This is a genomic window from Acidicapsa borealis (assembly GCF_059115245.1).
In genome coordinates, this window is sequence record NZ_JCACNY010000001.1 from 262,252 (window position 1) to 280,869 (window position 18,618).

The 18,618-nt window shown below is 59.3% G+C and carries 18 protein-coding genes; 12 read left to right on the forward strand and 6 right to left on the reverse strand.

Annotated features, from left to right (window positions below; translation table 11 throughout):
- The first annotated feature begins 5 nt into the window (after positions 1-5).
- Together AC5S27_RS01020 and AC5S27_RS01025 are read left to right on the forward strand one after the other, a co-directional pair.
- Positions 6-287, forward strand: coding sequence for a hypothetical protein (locus AC5S27_RS01020; protein WP_493932723.1), 282 nt, complete (start codon positions 6-8; stop codon positions 285-287).
- Positions 288-298: 11 nt separating this feature from the next.
- Entirely contained in the window at positions 299-691 is a 393-nt protein-coding gene (locus AC5S27_RS01025; RefSeq protein WP_493932724.1) for a type II toxin-antitoxin system VapC family toxin, read from the forward strand.
- 3 nt (positions 692-694) lie between these two features.
- On the opposite strand, the gene AC5S27_RS01030 is transcribed toward AC5S27_RS01025, so the two are convergent.
- From AC5S27_RS01030 to AC5S27_RS01040, 3 genes are all read right to left on the reverse strand, one after another.
- Complete coding sequence (locus tag AC5S27_RS01030) at positions 695-1,261, reverse strand: regulatory protein RecX (protein ID WP_493932725.1); 567 nt, start codon at positions 1,259-1,261, stop codon at positions 695-697.
- A 1-nt stretch (position 1,262) separates the two neighbouring features.
- Entirely contained in the window at positions 1,263-3,533 is a 2,271-nt protein-coding gene (locus AC5S27_RS01035; RefSeq protein WP_493932726.1) for a dipeptidyl-peptidase 5, read from the reverse strand.
- A gap of 203 nt (positions 3,534-3,736) precedes the next feature.
- Entirely contained in the window at positions 3,737-5,839 is a 2,103-nt protein-coding gene (locus tag AC5S27_RS01040) for a sensor histidine kinase (RefSeq protein ID WP_493932727.1), read from the reverse strand.
- A gap of 330 nt (positions 5,840-6,169) precedes the next feature.
- Here AC5S27_RS01040 and AC5S27_RS01045 point away from each other — a divergent pair, with 330 nt between their 5' ends.
- From AC5S27_RS01045 to AC5S27_RS01055, 3 genes are read left to right on the forward strand one after another with little or no spacing between them, the layout of a single operon-like run.
- Positions 6,170-7,126, forward strand: coding sequence for a hypothetical protein (locus AC5S27_RS01045; RefSeq protein WP_493932728.1), 957 nt, complete (start codon positions 6,170-6,172; stop codon positions 7,124-7,126).
- Between the two features lie 50 nt (positions 7,127-7,176).
- Positions 7,177-7,467 carry a prevent-host-death protein gene (locus AC5S27_RS01050; RefSeq protein WP_493932729.1) on the forward strand — a complete coding sequence of 97 codons (291 nt, stop codon included), beginning with the start codon at positions 7,177-7,179 and terminating at the stop codon, positions 7,465-7,467.
- On the forward strand, positions 7,464-7,889 hold the full coding sequence (locus AC5S27_RS01055; RefSeq protein WP_493932730.1) for a putative toxin-antitoxin system toxin component, PIN family: 426 nt from the start codon (positions 7,464-7,466) through the stop codon (positions 7,887-7,889). Before AC5S27_RS01050 ends, AC5S27_RS01055 begins: the two co-directional genes overlap by 4 nt.
- Positions 7,890-7,922: 33 nt before the next feature.
- Here the strand turns inward: AC5S27_RS01055 and lpdA are convergent, their stop codons facing one another.
- A complete protein-coding gene (gene lpdA, locus AC5S27_RS01060; RefSeq protein ID WP_493932731.1) occupies positions 7,923-9,359 on the reverse strand; it encodes a dihydrolipoyl dehydrogenase in 1,437 nt (478 codons plus the stop codon).
- A 156-nt stretch (positions 9,360-9,515) separates the two neighbouring features.
- On the opposite strand from lpdA, the gene AC5S27_RS01065 reads away from it, so the two are divergent.
- The 4 genes from AC5S27_RS01065 (at position 9,516) to AC5S27_RS01080 (ending at position 13,763) form a co-directional block, all read left to right on the forward strand.
- Positions 9,516-11,186: a M28 family metallopeptidase gene (locus AC5S27_RS01065; RefSeq protein WP_493932732.1), complete on the forward strand. Its 1,671-nt coding sequence runs from the start codon at positions 9,516-9,518 to the stop codon at positions 11,184-11,186.
- A gap of 88 nt (positions 11,187-11,274) precedes the next feature.
- On the forward strand, positions 11,275-11,790 hold the full coding sequence (locus AC5S27_RS01070) for a Dps family protein (RefSeq protein WP_493932733.1): 516 nt from the start codon (positions 11,275-11,277) through the stop codon (positions 11,788-11,790).
- Positions 11,791-11,993: 203 nt separating this feature from the next.
- Positions 11,994-12,854 (forward strand): ferredoxin--NADP reductase, encoded by an 861-nt coding sequence (locus AC5S27_RS01075; protein WP_493932734.1) that lies wholly within the window; start codon positions 11,994-11,996, stop codon positions 12,852-12,854.
- An 81-nt stretch (positions 12,855-12,935) separates the two neighbouring features.
- Positions 12,936-13,763 (forward strand): SGNH/GDSL hydrolase family protein, encoded by an 828-nt coding sequence (locus AC5S27_RS01080; RefSeq protein ID WP_493932735.1) that lies wholly within the window; start codon positions 12,936-12,938, stop codon positions 13,761-13,763.
- An 85-nt stretch (positions 13,764-13,848) separates the two neighbouring features.
- On the opposite strand, the gene AC5S27_RS01085 is transcribed toward AC5S27_RS01080, so the two are convergent.
- Both AC5S27_RS01085 and rlmB read right to left on the reverse strand, forming a co-directional pair.
- Entirely contained in the window at positions 13,849-15,810 is a 1,962-nt protein-coding gene (locus tag AC5S27_RS01085) for a M1 aminopeptidase family protein (RefSeq protein WP_493932736.1), read from the reverse strand.
- A gap of 167 nt (positions 15,811-15,977) precedes the next feature.
- Positions 15,978-16,784, reverse strand: coding sequence for a 23S rRNA (guanosine(2251)-2'-O)-methyltransferase RlmB (rlmB, locus tag AC5S27_RS01090; protein WP_493932737.1), 807 nt, complete (start codon positions 16,782-16,784; stop codon positions 15,978-15,980).
- Between rlmB and AC5S27_RS01095 the strand changes: the two genes are divergently transcribed.
- The 3 genes from AC5S27_RS01095 (at position 16,779) to AC5S27_RS01105 (ending at position 18,472) form a co-directional block, all read left to right on the forward strand.
- A complete protein-coding gene (locus AC5S27_RS01095) occupies positions 16,779-17,201 on the forward strand; it encodes a VOC family protein (RefSeq protein ID WP_493932738.1) in 423 nt (140 codons plus the stop codon). The genes rlmB and AC5S27_RS01095 overlap by 6 nt on opposite strands.
- A 110-nt stretch (positions 17,202-17,311) precedes the next feature.
- Entirely contained in the window at positions 17,312-17,956 is a 645-nt protein-coding gene (locus tag AC5S27_RS01100) for an RNA polymerase sigma factor (protein WP_493932739.1), read from the forward strand.
- A 102-nt stretch (positions 17,957-18,058) separates the two neighbouring features.
- Entirely contained in the window at positions 18,059-18,472 is a 414-nt protein-coding gene (locus tag AC5S27_RS01105) for a hypothetical protein (protein ID WP_493932740.1), read from the forward strand.
- Positions 18,473-18,618 lie beyond the last annotated feature (146 nt).

Below are 18,618 nucleotides of genomic sequence, written 5' to 3' on the forward strand. Positions count from 1 at the left end.
TTGTTATGGCCACTGTGAGAGCACACGTTGTTTTGCCTGCGAAGCTGGTCAAGGAGATTGACGAGTTGGTGGGGGTCCGCGGGCGGAGTGCGTTTTTGGTGGAGACTGCGGAGAATGAGCTGAAGCGCCGGCGGTTGCTTGCTTTTTTGGAGAGCGATGAGCCTGCGTGGCGCGATGAAGATCATCCCGATCTTGCGCAGATGGGGACGGCTGAGTGGGTACGTTCGCTTCGGAATGAGCCTAGTGTCCGGCTAGCGGGGCGCGACGAGAATCTCGATCCACTATGAGTAAACCTGGTATGAGCAAACCTGGGATACTGCTCGACACCACTGTCATCATCGACGCGCTTCGGAATCGCAATCAGCGGCGGAAATTTCTCGCATCCCTGATTCATGCTCGAGAAAGAATTGCCATCTCTACGATCACGATTGCCGAGGTATACGGAGGACTGCGTCCGGGTGAAGAATCGGTTACTCGTACTTTGTTATCCGATTTGGAATGGCTGCCTGTTTCTGCAGCGATCGCCGAGCGCTCTGGAGAACTGAGGGCTGGTCTTCGGCGGCAGGGGCAGACACGCAGCACGACGGACATGATCGTGGCAGCAACAGCCTTGGAACTCGGATTTTCCGTTGCTACGGATAATTCGAAGGATTTTCAAATTACAGGGTTGATGCTATATCCGCTGCCTTAATCCCTAATCCTCGTTTGTCCCGAGATCTGCGCCTTCGAGCGAGGCGAGGGTTTCGTCGGGGACTCGCCATTGGCGGAGAATTTTGTAGATTACGCCTACTGAGAAGCCGGCGGTGACCAGGCGTCGCATGATGCGGGCGGTTTCTTTTTCATTTTCTGGTTTGCGGAGGCGCTTGCGTTCTAGGTGCTGACGGGCGAGGGCTTCTTCGCTGATTTCTGCGTACTTGGCGTCGATGGTTTCGGTGATGGTTTGCTGGGCGATGCCTTTGCGGTTGAGCTCCTGGCTGACACGGCGCGCGCCGAATTTCTCGTTTTGCTGGCGGAGCTGGGTGTAGTTTTCTGCGAATTTGGTGTCGTCAAGGTAGCCGTATTCTTTGAGGCGGGCTATGACTTTGTCGATTTTGGCCTGGCCGGTGTCACCATGCGTTTCGGGGCGTTCTACTTTGGCTTGCATGAGACGGCGCAGGTCGGCCTCTGAGCGCATGCGGGCGCCCAGGGACTTTACGCCGTATTCGAGAAGGGCTCTTTCGTCGAGGGGTTGAGCTGGTTTTTTGGGGCGGCCGAAGGGCATTTTATCTTTTCTCCGCTGCATCGCCGATCCATTGGTCTACCCAGGCGTTTACGGTTTTGTACCAGAGTTCTGAGTTTTGGGGTTTTTGGACCCAGTGGCCTTCGTCGGGGAAGTAGAGCATTTTGCTGGGGACTTTGAGGCGCTGGAGCGTGGTGAAGAGCTGGTAGCCTTCGGAGACGTCGAGGCGGTAGTCGAGCTGGCTGTGAATGACCAGGGTTGGCGTTTTGAAGTTCTTTGCGGATAGGGCTGGGGACCATTTGCGGAACGGGTTTTCGCTATCCGGTTTACCGTCGTAGTCCCAGGGTTTGCCTTGGAATTCCCACTCGTTGAACCAGAGTTCTTCTGTGCTGCCGTAGGCGGATTCGGGGTTGAACATGCCGTCGTGGGTGACGATGCACTTGAAGCGGTTGGTGTGGCCGAGGATCCAGTTGGCCATGTAGCCGCCGTAGCTGGCGCCGAGGGCGCATTCGCGGTTCTTGTCGATGAAGGGGTAGGTTTTTTCGGCGTAGTCGAGACCGAGCATGAGGTCGGTGAAGGGTTTGCCGCCCCAGTCGCCATTCACTCCATCAATGAAGGCCTGGCCGTAGCCGGTTGACCCGCGGGGGTTGATCATAATCACAACGTAACCGCTGGCGGCGAGGAGTTCGGCGTTCCAGCGGTAGCTCCATGCGTCGCCCCAGGCACCCTGGGGGCCGCCGTGGATGAGGAATTTTACGGGGTATTTCCTGGTGGGGTCGAAAGCAGGTGGGCGGATAAGGAAGCCCTGGATCGTGACCTTGTCCGCGCTTTGAAATTTATAGGGCACCATAGTGCCAAGATCTAATTGATTTAGCAGGTCGTCGTTAAAGTGCGTGACTTGGGTTTGCCTCACTTCGGTGGTGGTCCTTGGAGGTAGGTTGTAGATGGGTGTCGAGTCCCCTTTGATGGCTTTAGTTTTGTGTGACTTGCCAAAATCTACAATCATCCCTGGGTGTAATTCTTGATCCAACCACAGAGCGAAGCCTTCTGCTGGTGAGATTAGGGTCATTCGGGTAGCCGTCAAGATTTTTCCGCCGTTGGCCAGCCGCAAAGTGCTGTACTCACCAGACTCAGTGAGTCGGGACAGAGGCCCTTCAAACGCGACTTCGAAGATGGGTTCCCCGCCTTCGTCACCGGCAGTAATGTAGAGACTTTTCGAATCAGTTCCCCATACGAACTCGTTTACCCAGCGGTCGAGGTTGGGGAGCAGGTCTTTCGTTTGCTTTGTAGTTCGGTCGTAGAGAAGGAGACGAAACTTATCGCTCTCATAACCCGCTCGCGCCTGCGAACGCCAGGCCAAATATTTGCCATCCGGCGAGTAAGCTGGGTTGAAATCTCCGCCGGGGCTGGTGGAGATTTTCACCGGCTTGGCTGCCGGGTTGGTCAGGTCAAGGGTGAAGATGTCGGCGTTGGTGCTGATGGCGGGTTCTTCGTCGAGGTTTTCGGTGAAGGCTAGTTCTTTGGAGTCTGGGGAGAAGGCGCAGCCGCAGCCTCCGGAGAGGTTGAAGGGCGGGACGTCGCGAGGATCGTTCGGGGTCAGGTCGCGGATGGTGCCTGAGTCGAGTGTGAGCAGGAAAAGATGGCTGCGCTTGTCGCCGGTGAAGGCGTTCCAGTGCTTGTAGAGGAGGTGGTCGAAAATGCGGGCTTTGACCTTGCTCTGGGCCTGCTCGGCGTCGCGATCGATGGTGCATTTGGCCGCTTCGGGGTGTTCAGGTGTGATGGCTGGGCAGTCGGGGTAGACCCCGGCTGTGAAGACGATGGAATTGCCGTCGGGCGACCAGAGGGCGTTGTCTTCATCCAGCAAACTGACCTGCTGATTCAGCTCGCTCTTGTGGAATATGCGATCCAATGTTGGGTTGATGGCGTGCGACGTCTCCCCGGTGGCGGGGTCGAAGTCGGCAACAAAGATGAGTTGGGTTCCCAGCCCGCTCGAAAGATAGAGGATGTGCTTGCCGTCGTGGGAGAAGCGGGCGTTGCTGTCGCCGGGCTGGGTGCCTGGGACTTGTTTGGGGTCGCCGCCTGCCTGTTCGGGATTGATCGGTTGGAGCCAGAGTTTAGGGGTTTTGGTGTTTTTGGCGAGGTCTACGTCGGTGACGGAGTAGAGGAGCCATTTGCCGTCTGGGGAGACGTCGGTATCGCCGAGGCGGTGCATGGCCATCATGTCGGCGAAGGTCATGGGGCGCTTGTTTTGCGCGGTCGACGGAAGGATAGCCAAAGCGAGGAGGATGGCGGTAAGGGATGAGGCTGGGCGCATGGTTGGAAGTGTACTAGGAGCGGGAAAGAGTGGACAGAGAACAGCGGACAGTCGATGCAGATTCGTTTGGAAATGACAACTGGAAAGACGAGAACAAAAGCAATGCATCAGTAGATTCGCTTCTCTCACCCTAGCGACAAAAAAGAAAAGCGTCGCGAGAATGGGGCACGCGAATCGTTTGTATTTGCTGGAGCGGTGCTGGATTAGCTGATGGGGAGGTCGATCTGGATGGCTGCGCCGGTGGGTTGGTAGTTGATGGCGCGGATGGTGCCGCGGTGTTCGCGGACGATGGCGGCGCAGAGGCTTAGGCCGATGCCTGTGGCTTCGGTGTTGGAGAAGCCGGAGGCGAGGGAGTCGAAGGCGCGTTCGGGGTGGGGGAAGCCCTGGCCGGAGTGGGCGATCAGGATTTCGATGTGGCCTTCGTCAGTGCTGGGCCGGGAGACCTCGATCCGGATGGACTTTTCCTGGGAGGGGGCGACGCGCAGGACGGTGTCGATAGCAAACTGTGTGGCGTGGAGGAGAGCCTGGCGGATTTGATGCGGGTTGCCGAAGATTTCAGTTAGGTCGAAGGCGACGGCGCTGCGGAACTCGATGGAGTGGCGGAGGAAGTCGGTGCGGTGGAGCTGCTCGATGTCGAGGATGAGATCGGCGAGGGAGAAGGAGCTGAAGCGGTCGTTGGAGAGGCGCGAGAAGCGGGAGAGCCGGTCGAGGATGCTTTTCATGCGGCGGGCTTCGGCGGCAATGGCTTCGGCGGCGCGGCGGTCGGCGCTGGCGGGAACCGAATCTTCGAGGAGGGCAGAGTAGCCAAGGATGACGGTGAGGGGGTTGTTGAGCTGCTGGGCGACGTTGGTGGCGAGCTGGCCGACACCGGCAAAGCGTTCGGATTCGATCAACTTGCCGAGCATGAGGGCCTGGGCGCGGGCGGACTGGAGGCGGCCGGCGAGGATTTCGAGAGGCAGAAGATCGTCGGCGCGGAGGCTTTCAAGAGGAACGCGGGGGCCACTGAGCAGCAGTGCGCCTTCGGTGGAGTTGTCGGGGCCGAGCATGGGGACGGCGAGGACGCGGGTGAGGTGGAGACGCTCGAGGTCGTCGCCCGGGGTGAGCCAGGGGGTGAAGTCGAGGTCGATTGACGAGCCCTCAGGGGAGGGGACTTCCTGGGCTGATCCTGCCTGCGTTGATCTTGCCTGGGTTGAAACGCCTGGGGCCGAGACTTCCGCGACGAAGGGAGTGCCGCCGGTGGTCAGGCTGGCTGCGGGGAGGCGCTGAACCATCGCATCAAGAGCGCCGGCAGTGGCACCGTCCATGCCGGCATAGCCGACGAGTGTGTAGCTGCCGGTGGCGCCGCGGACGATCATGGAAGCGCTGGCGAAGTGGCTGTGCTCGGTGATCATGTAGCAGAGCTGGGAGCTATCGCGGTCGAAGTCTTCGAGGCTGCGGGCGGTGAGGGACTGCCGGGCGTAGGCTTCGAGTTCGAGGCGGACTTCGCGTTCGCGCTGCTGGGCTTTCTGATTTTTTTCGACTTCGTCTTCAAGGACGAGAAGGATGAGACCCATGGCGACGAGGACTTTGCCGAGAACGAATGTACGGGCAAGGATGATGGCGACGAGAACGGGCGTGGCCGGGGTCTGTGGGATGAGATAGGGCGGGACGGCCCAGGCGAGGAATCCGCAGGTGGCAAGGATGACGCCGGGTGAGATGCGCTTGACGGTATAGAGGACAAGCAGGGCGGTGATCAGCATGGTGCTGGATTCGCCGAGGAGGAGGGGCAGGTGGACATCTCCGCGGTATAGCAGGGGCACACAGGCGGAAGCTACGCCGAGGATGACGACAAGATTGATCCAGATTGGGACAGGACCGGGGCGGATTCCCCAAAGGAAGGCGGCGATGGCGGTCCACAGAGCGAGGGCGCAGAAGAGCAGAAGCAGTGGGCCGGTTGGGTTACGGGAGACGCCGTAATAGAGCGAGCCGTAGATGAGGACGGGCACGATGTAAGGGATGACGTAGAGGATGTCGTGACGGCCGATACGGAAGGTGCGCGGGGAGAGTGAGCCGAGAAAGAGCGCGGTGCTGAGAAGGCGGGCGACTTCGGCGGCGATGCTGATGGATGGGCCGCGATGCGCGGTGCTAGCAGAATTTGCGATGAGCCAGACGAGGACGGCCTGCACTTCCGCGCAACCGAGGGCGATAAACCAGAGCAGTGTGCGGACACTGCGGAAGCGGACATGCAGATACCCGAACGCGAGCATGAGGGCTGCGATGAGCGCCATGGCGGGGATCTGGTAGTCGTCAAACACAGGGCTGGGCATGGCCAGAGCTACGGATTGGATGACAGAGATTACGCGCAGGCTCCTTTACCGGAAGAATATTCAACTTCGGTTATCCGCATGGGGCGGGCGACAAGTTCCAGTCGCTGGCTCAAGAACGCACGATGGATGCGTTGATGAACCGATGTGGATGGGCGGGCATGAGAGCGATTGTAGCGTCCACCGTGATCGGAAAAAGCGATGAGTTTTTGACTTTCAGGAAAGCCTGATCCTGAGTGTTCTTTCTATGATCCTGCGTACCGAGGACGAGCTACATGCGTCTAAAGTTGTACTGGGTGCCTGGAGTGGATACGTATGTTGGGTGAGACGCGGATGTTTCGGATTTGGTTGAGCGTGGCGACGGTGACTTTGCTGTGTGCCGGGATGGCGCACGCCGCAGGGGTTGGCTCGGGTGCAGGGTCGCCGGGGGACAAGAAAAAGAAGGATCCGAATGCTTCGGTTTCTTATACGCCGATGCCGCTGGACTCGGGGTATGGACCGATGGATATTTCGGAGCCGCCTACGCCGCCGGAGGAGATTATCCAGAAGTTCGAGGCGAAGGAGAGCGTTTTTCGCGCGGCGCTGAATCACTACACGTACCGGCGGGCGGTTCGGGTGCAGACGATTGACGATGACGGCAAGGTGGATGGCGAGTATTACCAGGTGGATGATGTGATCTTTACGGCGGACGGGCGGCGGACGGAGAAGACGGTGTTTGCGCCGGCGAGTTCTCTGCAGCGGATCTCGATGAGTCCGGCGGATTTTCAGGATATTCAGCAGAGGCTGCCGTTTGTGCTGACGAAGGAAGATGCCGGGCAGTATGACATCAAGTATGTCGGGCGGCAGTCGGTGGACCAGGTGGCCTGCTATGTGTTCGATGTGGCGCCGAAGGTGATGGAGAAGAACAAGCGGTATTTTCAGGGGAAGATCTGGGTGGATGCGGACGCGCTGCAGATCGTGGTGACGAGCGGAAAGAATGTCCCGGATGACCTGCGCAAAGGGCATGAGGATCTTTCGACGCCGTTTACTACATATCGCGAGCAGGTGGATGGGGAGAACTGGTTCCCTACGTATACGAAGGGCGATGGCGTGCTGCATTTCTCGGGCGGGAATGGGTATTTGAGCCAGGATGTGCGGGTGCGGCAGACGATTAAATATACGGACTACAAGCAGTATGGGTCTTCGATCAAGATTCTGATGGGGGATAAGGAGATTGACAGTGCGCCGGAGAAAAAGCCTGATGGGACGAAGCCGGATGCACCCAAGGCGCCGGAGCAGAAGCCGAATTGATCACTTGCCGGGTGTAGCCGTTTCGGCTACGGTATGGATAGAGGTAATTTATGCGGCATGTTTCGTTGCGCGAGTTTCGGACTCGGGGATCGAAGGCGTTGAAGGAAGTGCCTGTAGGGGAAACGACTTTGCTGGTCGGGCAGAATGGGCCTGCTTATTTCCTTGTACCTGTTGTTGGGGATGTGATTCAGGAAGAGCGGGAGCTGCGGCTTGCGATGGCCAAGGCTAGTCTTCGGCGAGGGTGGGAGATTGCGCGGAAGATCGGCGAGATGAGCGATGAGGAGATTGAGGCGGAAATTCGCGAATCTCGCATATCGGACACCGCATCGCTGGCTCGATGAGGCTGGTGGTTTTCGATACGAATGTTATCGTTTCGGCTGGTATTCAGCCTGGCGGAGCACCTGCGAGACTTGTCCTGGATTGGGTTCTGGATCGGCGAGTGCAACTGGTCTATAGTCCGGCGGTGTTGTCGGAGTACCGCGAGGTTGTACGGAGAGAGAAGTTCAAGCGTTATGGATTTCCTCCGCCCTGGCTGGAGGTCGTCATCGAAAATAGCTTGGGGCTTCCGGAGCCTGAGCCTTGGCCAATTCCTTGTCCAGACCCGAAGGATGCGCCTTTTCTGGCGCTGGCTCATATTGCTGGAGCCTGGCTGGTGACGGGGAATTTGAAGCATTTTCCCGAGGAGGCTTGGGGTGGGGTGACGGTGCTTTCGCCTGCGGACTATCTGGATAGCTTATTGGATAAGAAGGAAGGCCAGCCCTGAGGCTGGCCTTTCTGTTGGCTTGCATGAAGTGGATTACGCGTTGATGGCCATGCCTTCTACTGCGCCGTAGGCGTCGAGCATTGCTTCGGCCAGGGTGGGGTGGGCGTGTATGGTGTACATCAATTCGTCTACCGTGGCTTCGAGGTCCATGGCTACTACGGCTTCCGAAATGAGTTCGGTGGCTGAGGGGCCGATGATGTGGACGCCGAGGATTTCGCCGTATTTGGCGTCGGCTACGATCTTGACGAAGCCGTCGTGGCTGTCGACGATGGTGGCCTTGCTGTTGCCGGCGAAGGGGAATTTGCCGACTTTGATTTCGAGGCCCTTTTCTTTGGCTGCGGCTTCTGTCAATCCAACCGACCCGATCTGGGGCTCGGTGTAGGTGCATCCGGGGATGCGCGTGCGCTGGATGGGACGGAAGCTGCGGCCGGCGATTTTGGCGACGGCGATCATGCCGGCCATGGAGCCGGAATGGGCGAGTTGCGGCAGACCTGCCACGATGTCGCCAATGGCGAAGACGCCGGGCTCGGCGGTTTCCATGGAGCCATTGACCTTGATGAAGCCGCGGTCGAGTTCGACCTTGGTCTTGTCGATGTCGACGTTGTCGGTGCGTGGGGAGCGGCCTACGGCGACGAGGACCTTGTCGGCTTCCTTGACGACGGTCTTGCCGTTCTGGTCGGTGAAGGTGACTTTGACGCCATCGGCGGTCTTCTCGACCTTTTCGACCTTGGCGCCGGTATTGACGTCGATACCACGCTTCTTGAACTGGCGGTTGAGTTCCTTGGAGATTTCTTCATCCTCGACGGGGACGAGGCGCGGGAGGTATTCGATGATGGTGACCTCAGAGCCGAAGCTGCGGAAGATGGAGGCGAACTCCACGCCGACTGCGCCTGCGCCAATGCAGATGAGCGACTTGGGAATGGCGTTGATGGAGAGGATCTCGATGTTGGTCAGGATGCGCGTGTCGGCTTCGAGGCCGGGGAGCATCTTCGCGTCAGAGCCGGTGGCGAGGATTACGTTTTTCGCCTTGATGAAGCTCTGCTCGCCGGCTGCGCCGCCGCCGCCCTCGGTGTAGATGCTGACGGTGTGGATGCCGTCCTTGGCTGGGCCGGTGAGGCGGCCGTAGCCCTCGATGGTGTAGACCTTGTTCTTCTTCATGAGGAACTCGAGGCCTTTGACATGCTTGGTGATGATGGCGTTCTTTCGCTTGAGGAGGTTAGCCCAGTTGACGGTGGGGGCGGTTACGCCATCGATGCCCAGTTCAGAGGCGTGCTTGAGGTGGTCCCAGATTTCGGCGCTGAAGAGCAGGGCCTTGGTGGGAATGCAGCCCCAGTGAAGGCAGGTGCCGCCGAGCTTGTCGGTGCGCTCAATGAGGGCGACTTTGAGGCCGAACTGGCCGGCGCGGATGGCAGCGGTGTATCCGGCTGGGCCTCCGCCGATGATGGCTACGTCGTAGATTGTCTCTGGCACTGGGTTGCTTCCTTCCGGGGTGGCTGGGGTTGCCGTCCACACTCAAGTCTAATGGATGCTGCAAGAGGCCTTTTCGCATCAGGGTATGGGTTCGATATGGCGATTGGGCGGCCTTTCAACCCGCGCTGCGGTATGCTTTTGGCAATGGAGAGTCGATTGAATCGTTTACACGGATTGTTTTCTCGCGGGGTTGTTTCAGCGGCGGTTGTGGCTGGAGCTCTTGCTGTACCAGTTTTGTCGTCTGCGCAAGCTGACATCAAGTCGCTCGAGGCGCAGATTGATCCGGCTCGGGTTAAGGCGCACGTGCAGTTTCTTTCTGACGATTTGCTGGAAGGGCGCTATCCGGGGCTGCGAGGTGGGGAACTGGCGGCGAAGTATGTGGCTACGCAGTTTGCCATTGATGGGCTGGAGCCGGCGGGGGATGGTGGGACTTATTTCCAGAACATTAACTTTGTAGGGATGAAGGCTAAGGCTGCGGAGACTTCGTTTACGCTGGTGCCGTCGACCGGCGCGCCGATGGCGCTGAAGTTTGGCGAGGACTTTACGGTGATGAACGCTACGCTGACGCCGGTGGTGGATATTGATGCGCCGCTGGTGTTTGTGGGCTATGGGGCTACTGCGCCGGAGTTCAACTGGGACGATTACAAGGGTGTGGATGTGAAGGGAAAGGTGATTGTCTGTATTGTGGGCGATCCTCCCTCAGACGATCCCAAGTTCTTTGGCGGAAGGGCGCTGACGTACTACGGTCGGTGGACGTATAAGTTTGAGCAGGCGGCGCGAATGGGTGCCGTGGGTGCGCTGATCATTCATAAGACCGAGCTGGCGAGCTACGGCTGGGCCGTGGTGCAGAACTCGAATACGAGTGAGAAGACGTTCCTGCGGGATGACAAGAATCCGCGGCTCGAGGCGGCGAGCTGGATACAGCTGGATGTGGCGAAGAAGCTGTTTGCAGCGGCTGGTTTGGACTTCGACGCGCAGTTCGCGGCGGCGGGGAAGCCGGGGTTTCATGCGGTGGATCTGCCGGTGCGGCTGAAGGCGCATGTAGAGAGCACGGTCAGGCCGTTCCAGTCGCCGAATGTTGTTGGGATCCTGAAGGGCTCGGAAAAGCCGGATAAGGCAGTCTTGTATACCGCGCATTATGACCATCTTGGTTTCCGGCCCGGAATGGAAGGCGACAACATTTATAACGGAGCGGCCGACAATGCGACCGGTGTCGGGATGCTGCTGGAGATGGCGCGGGTTTGGAGCGAGGACAAGGGCAAGCTGCCGCACTCGGTGATCTTTTCGGCGGTGACGGCGGAGGAGCAGGGGCTGCTGGGATCGCAATATCTCGGGCAGAATCCGCCGATTCCGGCGGGGCAGATTGCGCTTGATATCAATTACGACATGGTCTTGCCGATCGGGGTGCCGCTCGAGACGAACGTGAATGGCGCGCAACGGACGAGCTTCTACCCGGCGGTGGAGAAGACGGCTAAGGATTTCAAGCTGACGATTGTGGCGGATCCGCGTCCGGAGGCGGGAAGCTATTACCGGTCGGATCACTTTTCGCTGTCTCGGGTGGGGATTCCGGCGTTCTCCGTGGAGTCGGGAACGCTGTACGAGGGGCATGACCGAGCGTGGGCTGTTGCAAAGTTTCAGGATTTTGAGGATCACGACTATCACAACTTCTCGGATAACTTCCGGCCGGATTGGGATTTTGCGGGGAATGCGAAGCTAATGCGGTTTGGGATGGACCTGGGCTGGCAGGTGATTCATTCCAAGGATCCGTTTATGTGGAACAAGGGGGACGAGTTTGAGCCGGCGCGGCTGGCCAGCGAAAAGCCCTAGCAGCGTGAAGATTGTGCCAAAACCCGCACAAAGGGTGCGTCAGAAATCCCGGACGGGCATCTAACTGAACAAATAAGGAGAAGCAAAGATGACCACTGCAACACCTGAGACCAAAGAGAGCAAGAATCTGCTTACCCCCACCGACCTGGATCGCAAGGCAACTGTACAGATTGGGGAGGAGCTTCGCCATCTGCTGGCAGACACGTTCGTGCTTTACCTGAAGACGAAGAATTTTCACTGGCATATGAGCGGGCCGCACTTCCGTGACTATCACCTGCTGCTGGATGAGCAGGCGGATCAGATTTTTGCGATCACGGACGACATTGCGGAACGGGCTCGCAAGATTGGCGAGACGACACTGCATTCGATCTCCGAGATTTCGAAGTATCAGCGGCTGAAGGATAATTCGGCGAGCTTCGTGGAGCCGAAGCTGATGCTGGCGGAGCTGCACAACGACAATCTGCAGCTTGTGGAGTACATGCGCAACACGCATGAAATCACTTCGGACCACAACGATGTGGCGACGACCAGCCTCCTAGAGAACTGGATTGACGAGGCGGAGCGCCGCGGCTGGTTCCTCTTTGAGACGATTCGCGGACTGTAGGTTTCGCGTGCGGGATGCGTCCCACCGTTCTCCCATTTTGGGAGAACGGTGGGATGTTTTGTTTTGGGCGGGTTTGCGGCGGTAAACATCAGGTGCGGCCAAGCTGAGCATTTCGGCAACTAATGCGTCCTATGGCCGTCATATAATCAGGCAGGCTCGCAGTCGTACTTTGGCCTCACTCCTGTTCAAAGCGAGAATTCCAATTGTCCCGACCGACCTATACGGCCCGCCTCGTCAAAAAAGCCTGCATTTCTGAGTCAGCCCAGTGCTACCACCTTGAATTCCAGATCGACGAATTGGAGTCGTTCGACTTGATTGCAGGGCAGTTCATCTCTGCTGTCGCGCCGGATCCTAAGGGAAAGGTGCAAACGCGTGCATACTCGATCGCCTCGGCAGCGCATGAGAACCAGTTCGACCTGTGTGTGAACCGTGTTGAAGGCGGGTTCTTTTCGAACTACCTATGCGATCTGCCTGAGGGCGGGAGCGTGCAGGTGCATGGACCGCATGGACACTTTACGCTGAAGTCGCCGGTTACGGATTCTATCTTCGTCGCGACTGGGACGGGGATTGCTCCGATGCGCGGGTTTACGCAGTGGCTGTTTCCCGAAACGGGCGAGGCTGCGGGTCAGGATCGAAGCGAAGGCAAGCAGATCTGGCTGGTGTACGGGACACGGCATGAGAGCGAACTCTACTATCGCGACTACTTTGAGCGCGTGGCTGCCGAGCATTCGAATTTTCACTACGTTACGACCCTGAGCCGGGCTGGCGAGCAGTGGTTGGGTAAGCGCGGTTATGTGCAGGAGCATCTCTCTTCGATCGTGGAAGCGCGGATCGGGGATGAGGCTTCGAAGCTTTCGCTAAGTGCCGTGGGTTCGGAGGGATCCGTGGTGGGGACGATCGCCGATACGGTTGTTGCTGTTGAGGAACGGGTGCTTGCGGAGCCTCTCTCGTTCGACATTCATACCTATATATGCGGACTGAACAACATGGTTTCGGCGGTGCGGGATAAGCTGTCGGGCTATGGTTGGCATAAGAAGCAGATCGTATTTGAACGATACGACTAAGAGGCCGCTGCGAACTTGGGTATAGCCCGGTGTGATCTCTTACAATCGCAGGGCTAAGGAGTCTTCATGTTGGATGGTTTGATGTCTTTCCGCCGGGGTGTGAGCGCGGCGGTTGTGAGTGGAATGCTTGTCGCTGGGGGTGCTGCCAGTGCTCAGCAACCGGCTTCTCCCGCTGTACCGCCAACGCCGGCGAACGCGCCGAAGGGCCTGACCCCGGAGCAGATTGAGGGACAGAAGCGGCAGATTGAACATGTCAACCAGATGAACCAGGACTGGCCATTCTTGAAGCGATTTCATGATGAGGACGCGGCATTACCTGCGCCGGCGGCGGGCGAGAATCGCGTGGTGTTTATCGGCGACTCGATTACTGAGGCCTGGATGCACAACGGGGAAGAGAATGGCGCTCCCGGTCCTGCCTTCTTTCCAGGGAAGCCGTATGTGAATCGCGGGATCAGCGGGCAGACGACGCCGCAGATGCTGGTTCGCTTCCGCCAGGATGTGGTGGCGCTGAAGCCAAAGGTCGTCGTCATTTTTGCCGGGACGAATGATGTTGCCGGAAACACGGGCGAGATGACGGCGCAGGCGACGGAGGACAACATCTCCTCCATGGCGGATATCGCTCACTCGAACGGGATCAAGGTTGTGCTTTGCTCGATTCTGCCGGCGTTTGATTTTCCGTGGCGCCGTGGCCGGGAGCCGGGGCCGAAGATCGTTGCGCTGAACACCTGGATCAAGGGATATGCGGCAGAGCATGGATATGTGTATGTGGATTTTTACTCGGCGATGGTGGATGCGCGCGGTGGTTTGCCGCCGAATCTGAGCAAGGATGGGGTGCATCCGCTGAAGGCTGGGTATGACATCATGAACCCGCTGGTGGAGGCGGGGATCGCCAAGGCGATTGGTCAATAAAGGTTCCTTCAGCTGATAGCACAAACAAGAATGCCGCCATGAGGGCGGCATTGTTGTTTCGGCTCTTAAGCGAAACCGGGTCTCGTCAGGGTTTAGCTGGGGAGATGTCGAGTTTCTTGCTGTGAATGGTGGCCTGTGATTCCGGGATTGTGCCGTCGTTGGCGCGGACCTCGGTGGGGGTACCCTGGATAAGAATGCGCTGGACGCTCTTGCTACGCCCTGGAACGACGACGCGCTGGGTGGATGAAGCGAGGTCGCTGATGACTTGCACCGGAACCTCGGCGGCGGCGTAGCCGTTGTTGGCGAGGTTGACGGCGACCAGGTAGGAGCCTGGGACCGAGGCTCCGGTGGGGAAGACGCTCTCGATGGAGAGGTCGGGCAGGCCCTTGTCGGCGTAGACCCAGTCGGCGAAGAACCATTTCAGGTCGCGGCGCTGGCCAGCTTGTTCGAGCAGGTTTTCGAAGGATTCGGGCGCTGAGTCGTGAGCCGGATCGTAGGCGCGGAGGGCTGCCGACAGGGTGGCGTCGCTTACCAGGTCGCGGAGCATCCAGAAGACGTAGGCGGCCTTGGTACGGTAGTAGACGGGCGAGATGCAGGCGACCAGCGGCTGTCCATCGCCGGCTCCCGGGCTTTCGGGTTCGACGAGGGCCAGGGCGGAGCGGCCGGAGTCGAGCGAGGCGAGGGCACGTTCGCGGCCCTGCTGTTTCTCCATCCAGAGAGTGCCCATGAAGTGGGCTACGCCCTCGCTGAGCCAGGCGCGGGGAGACATGACCCAGGCGTGGGTGAGAGCGTGGGCCATCACGCCATCCAGGATTTCAGGGGACGCGGCGCGAATGGGGGTGGCGAGCATGGCGCCGGTTTCAAAGGGCGAATCGCCGTCTTCGGGGAGCTCGAGGATGGTGAGCTGGGAGCGGGGTTTCATGCCGAGCCAGCCCTGCAGGAATGGCGTGACTTCTACGGCTGCGTTGGCCCACGCGGAGACATTAGGTTCGGATTCAGGGCGGGTCCAGAGGGTCAGGTTTGTGGCCGGGTGGCTGGCACGCTGGGCGAGGAAGATACTTGGGGCCTCGAAGCCAAGGGTGGCGTCTTCGACCTTGGCGGTGGTGACGGTGGCTACTGCTGCGTCGAGGCCGTTGGTGACGGTGGCTACTGCTGCGTCGAGGCCGTTGGTGACGGAGAGAGGGACGGGGTGGCCGTTGATGAGGGCAACTTTGGGCTCGGCGCCGGGTGGGGTTTCGATCGTGAGGGCGAGACGGAAGTGGGCTCCGGAGAGCTTGAGCTTGTGGGTGCCGATCTGGTCGAAGAGCTTCGCACCGTCGCCGAGGATGACTGGCACAGACGAGACGGGGTACCAGACCACGTTTCCGAAGCCGCGCAGGCCGGTGAAGCTGGTGTCGATGCGGTCCCAGTCGGAGTCATTGGCCATGTCTGCCGGGGTGCCGATCGAGACGAGTCGCTTGGCGGACTGGGCTATGACGCCGGAGTAGGTGACGTCGAGCTGCTGGGTGGCTCCCGGAGCGAGCGGCGTTGGGAGGGTAACGGCGGCTTCATGGAGCTGGCCGGAGTGGTCGGCGTCGGAGTTGAGGACGGCGACGGTGAATGGGACTGGGCGGCTGCTGATGCGGATGTCCTGCCAGTCGAGCGTGGAGGAGAGCTGGAGGGGCAGGTGGACCAAAGGTGTCTTGCCGTCGTTGCGGACAGTGATGAGGGCGCGGACGCCGATGTGGGATTCGGACGGGCGAAGGCGGACGTCGAAGTCGAAATCGGTGTAGGTGACGGCGGAGCGCTCTGTGTCTTCGGCTGTGGGTTTGGCGTCGATCTTGGGGGCCTGCGCAGGAGCCTGGGGAGGGATGGTCGTTGGGCCGTCGGTGGTTTTGCCGTCCTCATCGGTGGAGCGGGACAGGATGACTTTGCTCTTTTTGGTCTGATTTTTCTGGGTCTGCTGGAGGGTGTCGGACGAGGGTGGCGGAGGGCCGCCGGGGGTCTGGGCAGACGCGGATGCGAGGAAAGCGGCTGAGGCGATGGCTGTAATGAAGATGGATTTCATGATTTGGTGCTCCAGCGCAGGGCCTATGTGGTTCGATGGCGATTCGCGTCGGTAGGTCGGGCTTTAAGCCCTTTGTCTGTTGATTCGGCTTTGACCCAGGCCGTTGGCCTGGGCTGGTATTGCGCCGGGCCATCGGCCCTGATTTTGGCGCTGGCTAGGAAGGCTTCCTATGATCCCAGACCTTTCTGCTTCTTCGGCTTAGACGTGGAGGTGGGAGATTGGTCAGGGACTCCGTCCTTGGCGCGTTGCTTGCTGCGGCGCTGGCGGTAGGCTTCAAAGAGCACGACCGACGCTGCGGCGGAGACGTTCAGGGAGCTGACGCCACCGGCCATGGGGATGCGCAGGAGGTGGTCGCAGGTCTTGCGGACGAGGTCGTGGAGGCCTTCGCCTTCTCGGCCCATGACGAGGCAGCAGTCGCCGGTGAAGTCGAACTGGTCATAGTCCATTGAGCCGCGCTCGTCGAGGCCGATGATCCAGATGTTTTCGCGCTTGAGGTCTTCGAGGGAGCGGACGAGGTTGACGACGCGGGCGATGCGGAGGTGTTCTGCGGCTCCTGCGGCGGCTTTGGCGGCAACTGCGCTCAAGGGCGCGGCACGGCGTTCGGTCATGACGACGGCATCGACACCGGCGCCGTCAGCGGAGCGGAGGAGAGCGCCGAGATTTTGCGGGTCTTCAACGCCGTCGAGGGCCAGGACGAGGCGGGAGTGGCCGGTCGGTTCGAGGACGTCTTCGATGGTCAGGAATTGCTGGGCGCGGACGATGGCGACTACGCCCTGGTGTGCGGGGGTTCGGGCCATGTCGGTGAGGGTGTCGCGGGGCTCGGTGCGAACGCGGATTTTGAGCTCCTTGCAGAGGGAGACGATGGCTTCGAGGCGGTCGTCGCGGCGTTCGCGGGCTACCAGAACGTGGTCGAAGCGGCGTTTGCCGGCCTTGAGAGCTTCTTCGACCGGGTGGATTCCGTAGAGAGTTTGCATACCTATTTAGTGTATGGCTTTTTGCGGTTTGGCGTGATCTGGCGCGGCTATACTGCGGGCATGAAGATTTCCTGCGCTGCGGTGGTGTTTCAGGTCGCGAATGTGGAGCGGGCTATTGCTTTCTATCGCGATGTGCTTGGTTTCGAACAAGACTTTCATTTTGGGAACTACGCAGGGATGCATCGCGGGGAATTCTATTTGCATTTGTGCGGGCACCAGATTTGGAGGATGCCCGTCGGTGGCGGGGCTGTGTCGGTTTTCTGTGACGAGGTGGACGAATATCATGCCCAGGTCGCGCAGTTGGGGGCGAAGATCGAGGCCGCTCCGGCGGACCAGCAGTACGGGATGCGGGATTTTGTGCTGCGGGATGTGGATGGGAATCTGCTGACGTTCGGGTGCGAGTTGTCGAAGAGCTAGTTAGACTCTTGCCCTAAGAATCGTGCAAGTTTCGTGTGCTGGGACGGATTACACGATTTTTCTCGAGAAATGTCGACTTGGGAACAGAAAGTTGCGTCTAAGTTTTTGTGATGACATCGTTCGCCTCTGCCACCACCGCCGATACGGTCAGTGCCCGCGAAGCCCAGGAACTTGTTCGCCAGGAAAGTCTGGAGATTGCGCAGGGGCTTAAGCGGCAGGATGCCGGGCTGCTCGATACCTTGATTCAGCGCTACCAGCACCGGCTTTTGCGTTACTTACTATATTTGACGAGCAATCGTGAGCAGGCTGAGGACCTCTTCCAAGAAGTGTGGATGCGGGTTTTGGTCCGTGGCGGGCAGTTCAATGGTAAGGCGCGGTTCGATACATGGCTTTTTACGGTGGCGCGTAACCTGGTGATCGACCTGCGGCGCAAGCGGACCATGTCAAGCCTGGACGAGATGTTTGAGGCTTCCGGGGACGATGATCGCCCGATGGGGATCGAGATCGCAACCGATAGCCCGTCGCCATTTGAGCAGTGCGCGAGTTCCGAGGACCGGGACCGGCTGTCGGTCGCTCTTCTCCAAATGGAACCGCTGTATCGCGAAGTTCTGGTTTTGCGTTTTCATGAAGATTTATCGCTGGAAGAGATTGCAAACGTAACACGTGCACCCCTTTCCACGGTAAAATCGCGCTTGTATCGCGGATTGGCTTTCATGAAACCGAAAATGGAAGTTCAATCTGGCACCTCCGCCTGATGGAAATGTCCGGAATTTTAGGTGGGGCGATATTTTTTAGAACGGGCCGCTAGCCGCCAAAAATCTCCGTTATCCGCACGCCGGGATCAGGTAGGAGTCTGCTTGACCGCAGCCGCACAATCAGGAAATTCCGCCGAAGATTCGAACAATGGCGCACGCCGCGAAGGCGAAGGGCAGCCCTCGGGGTTTTCGGCCGATTTGCTGTCCGCGCTTTCCGGGCTGGAGGCGAACCGCGAGCGTGCGGTGGCGCATCGGACACGGCGGGTTGTTGCGAGCTCTCTCGGTGTGATCAAGGAGCGGAATCAGGTCAAGAGCCGCGCGCGGGCTCTGGCGATTGCGCTGGCACTTGTCTCCGTGGTGTTGATTACGCCCCTGCTGTGGGAGGCGGTCGATAGCCTGATTGCCGGGGAGCATCTTGGCGATCCGGGTAACCAGCTGGCGCTGTGGGCTTGTATCGTTTGCCCGGCGCTGATTGCGGCCGCTGTTGTGGCTGGCTGGTGGCGTAAGCGTTCCTAGCAGAAGTATCGGAATGCCACTCGCGCAGCGGGAACTTACTCTCGATTCGACACCTGAGCGCGGATTGTGTCGCAACTTCTTTCTCATTGGCAGCGTCTGAAGATGTAGATTTGCACGACGATCTGAGTTATGCTTCCGGGATACTT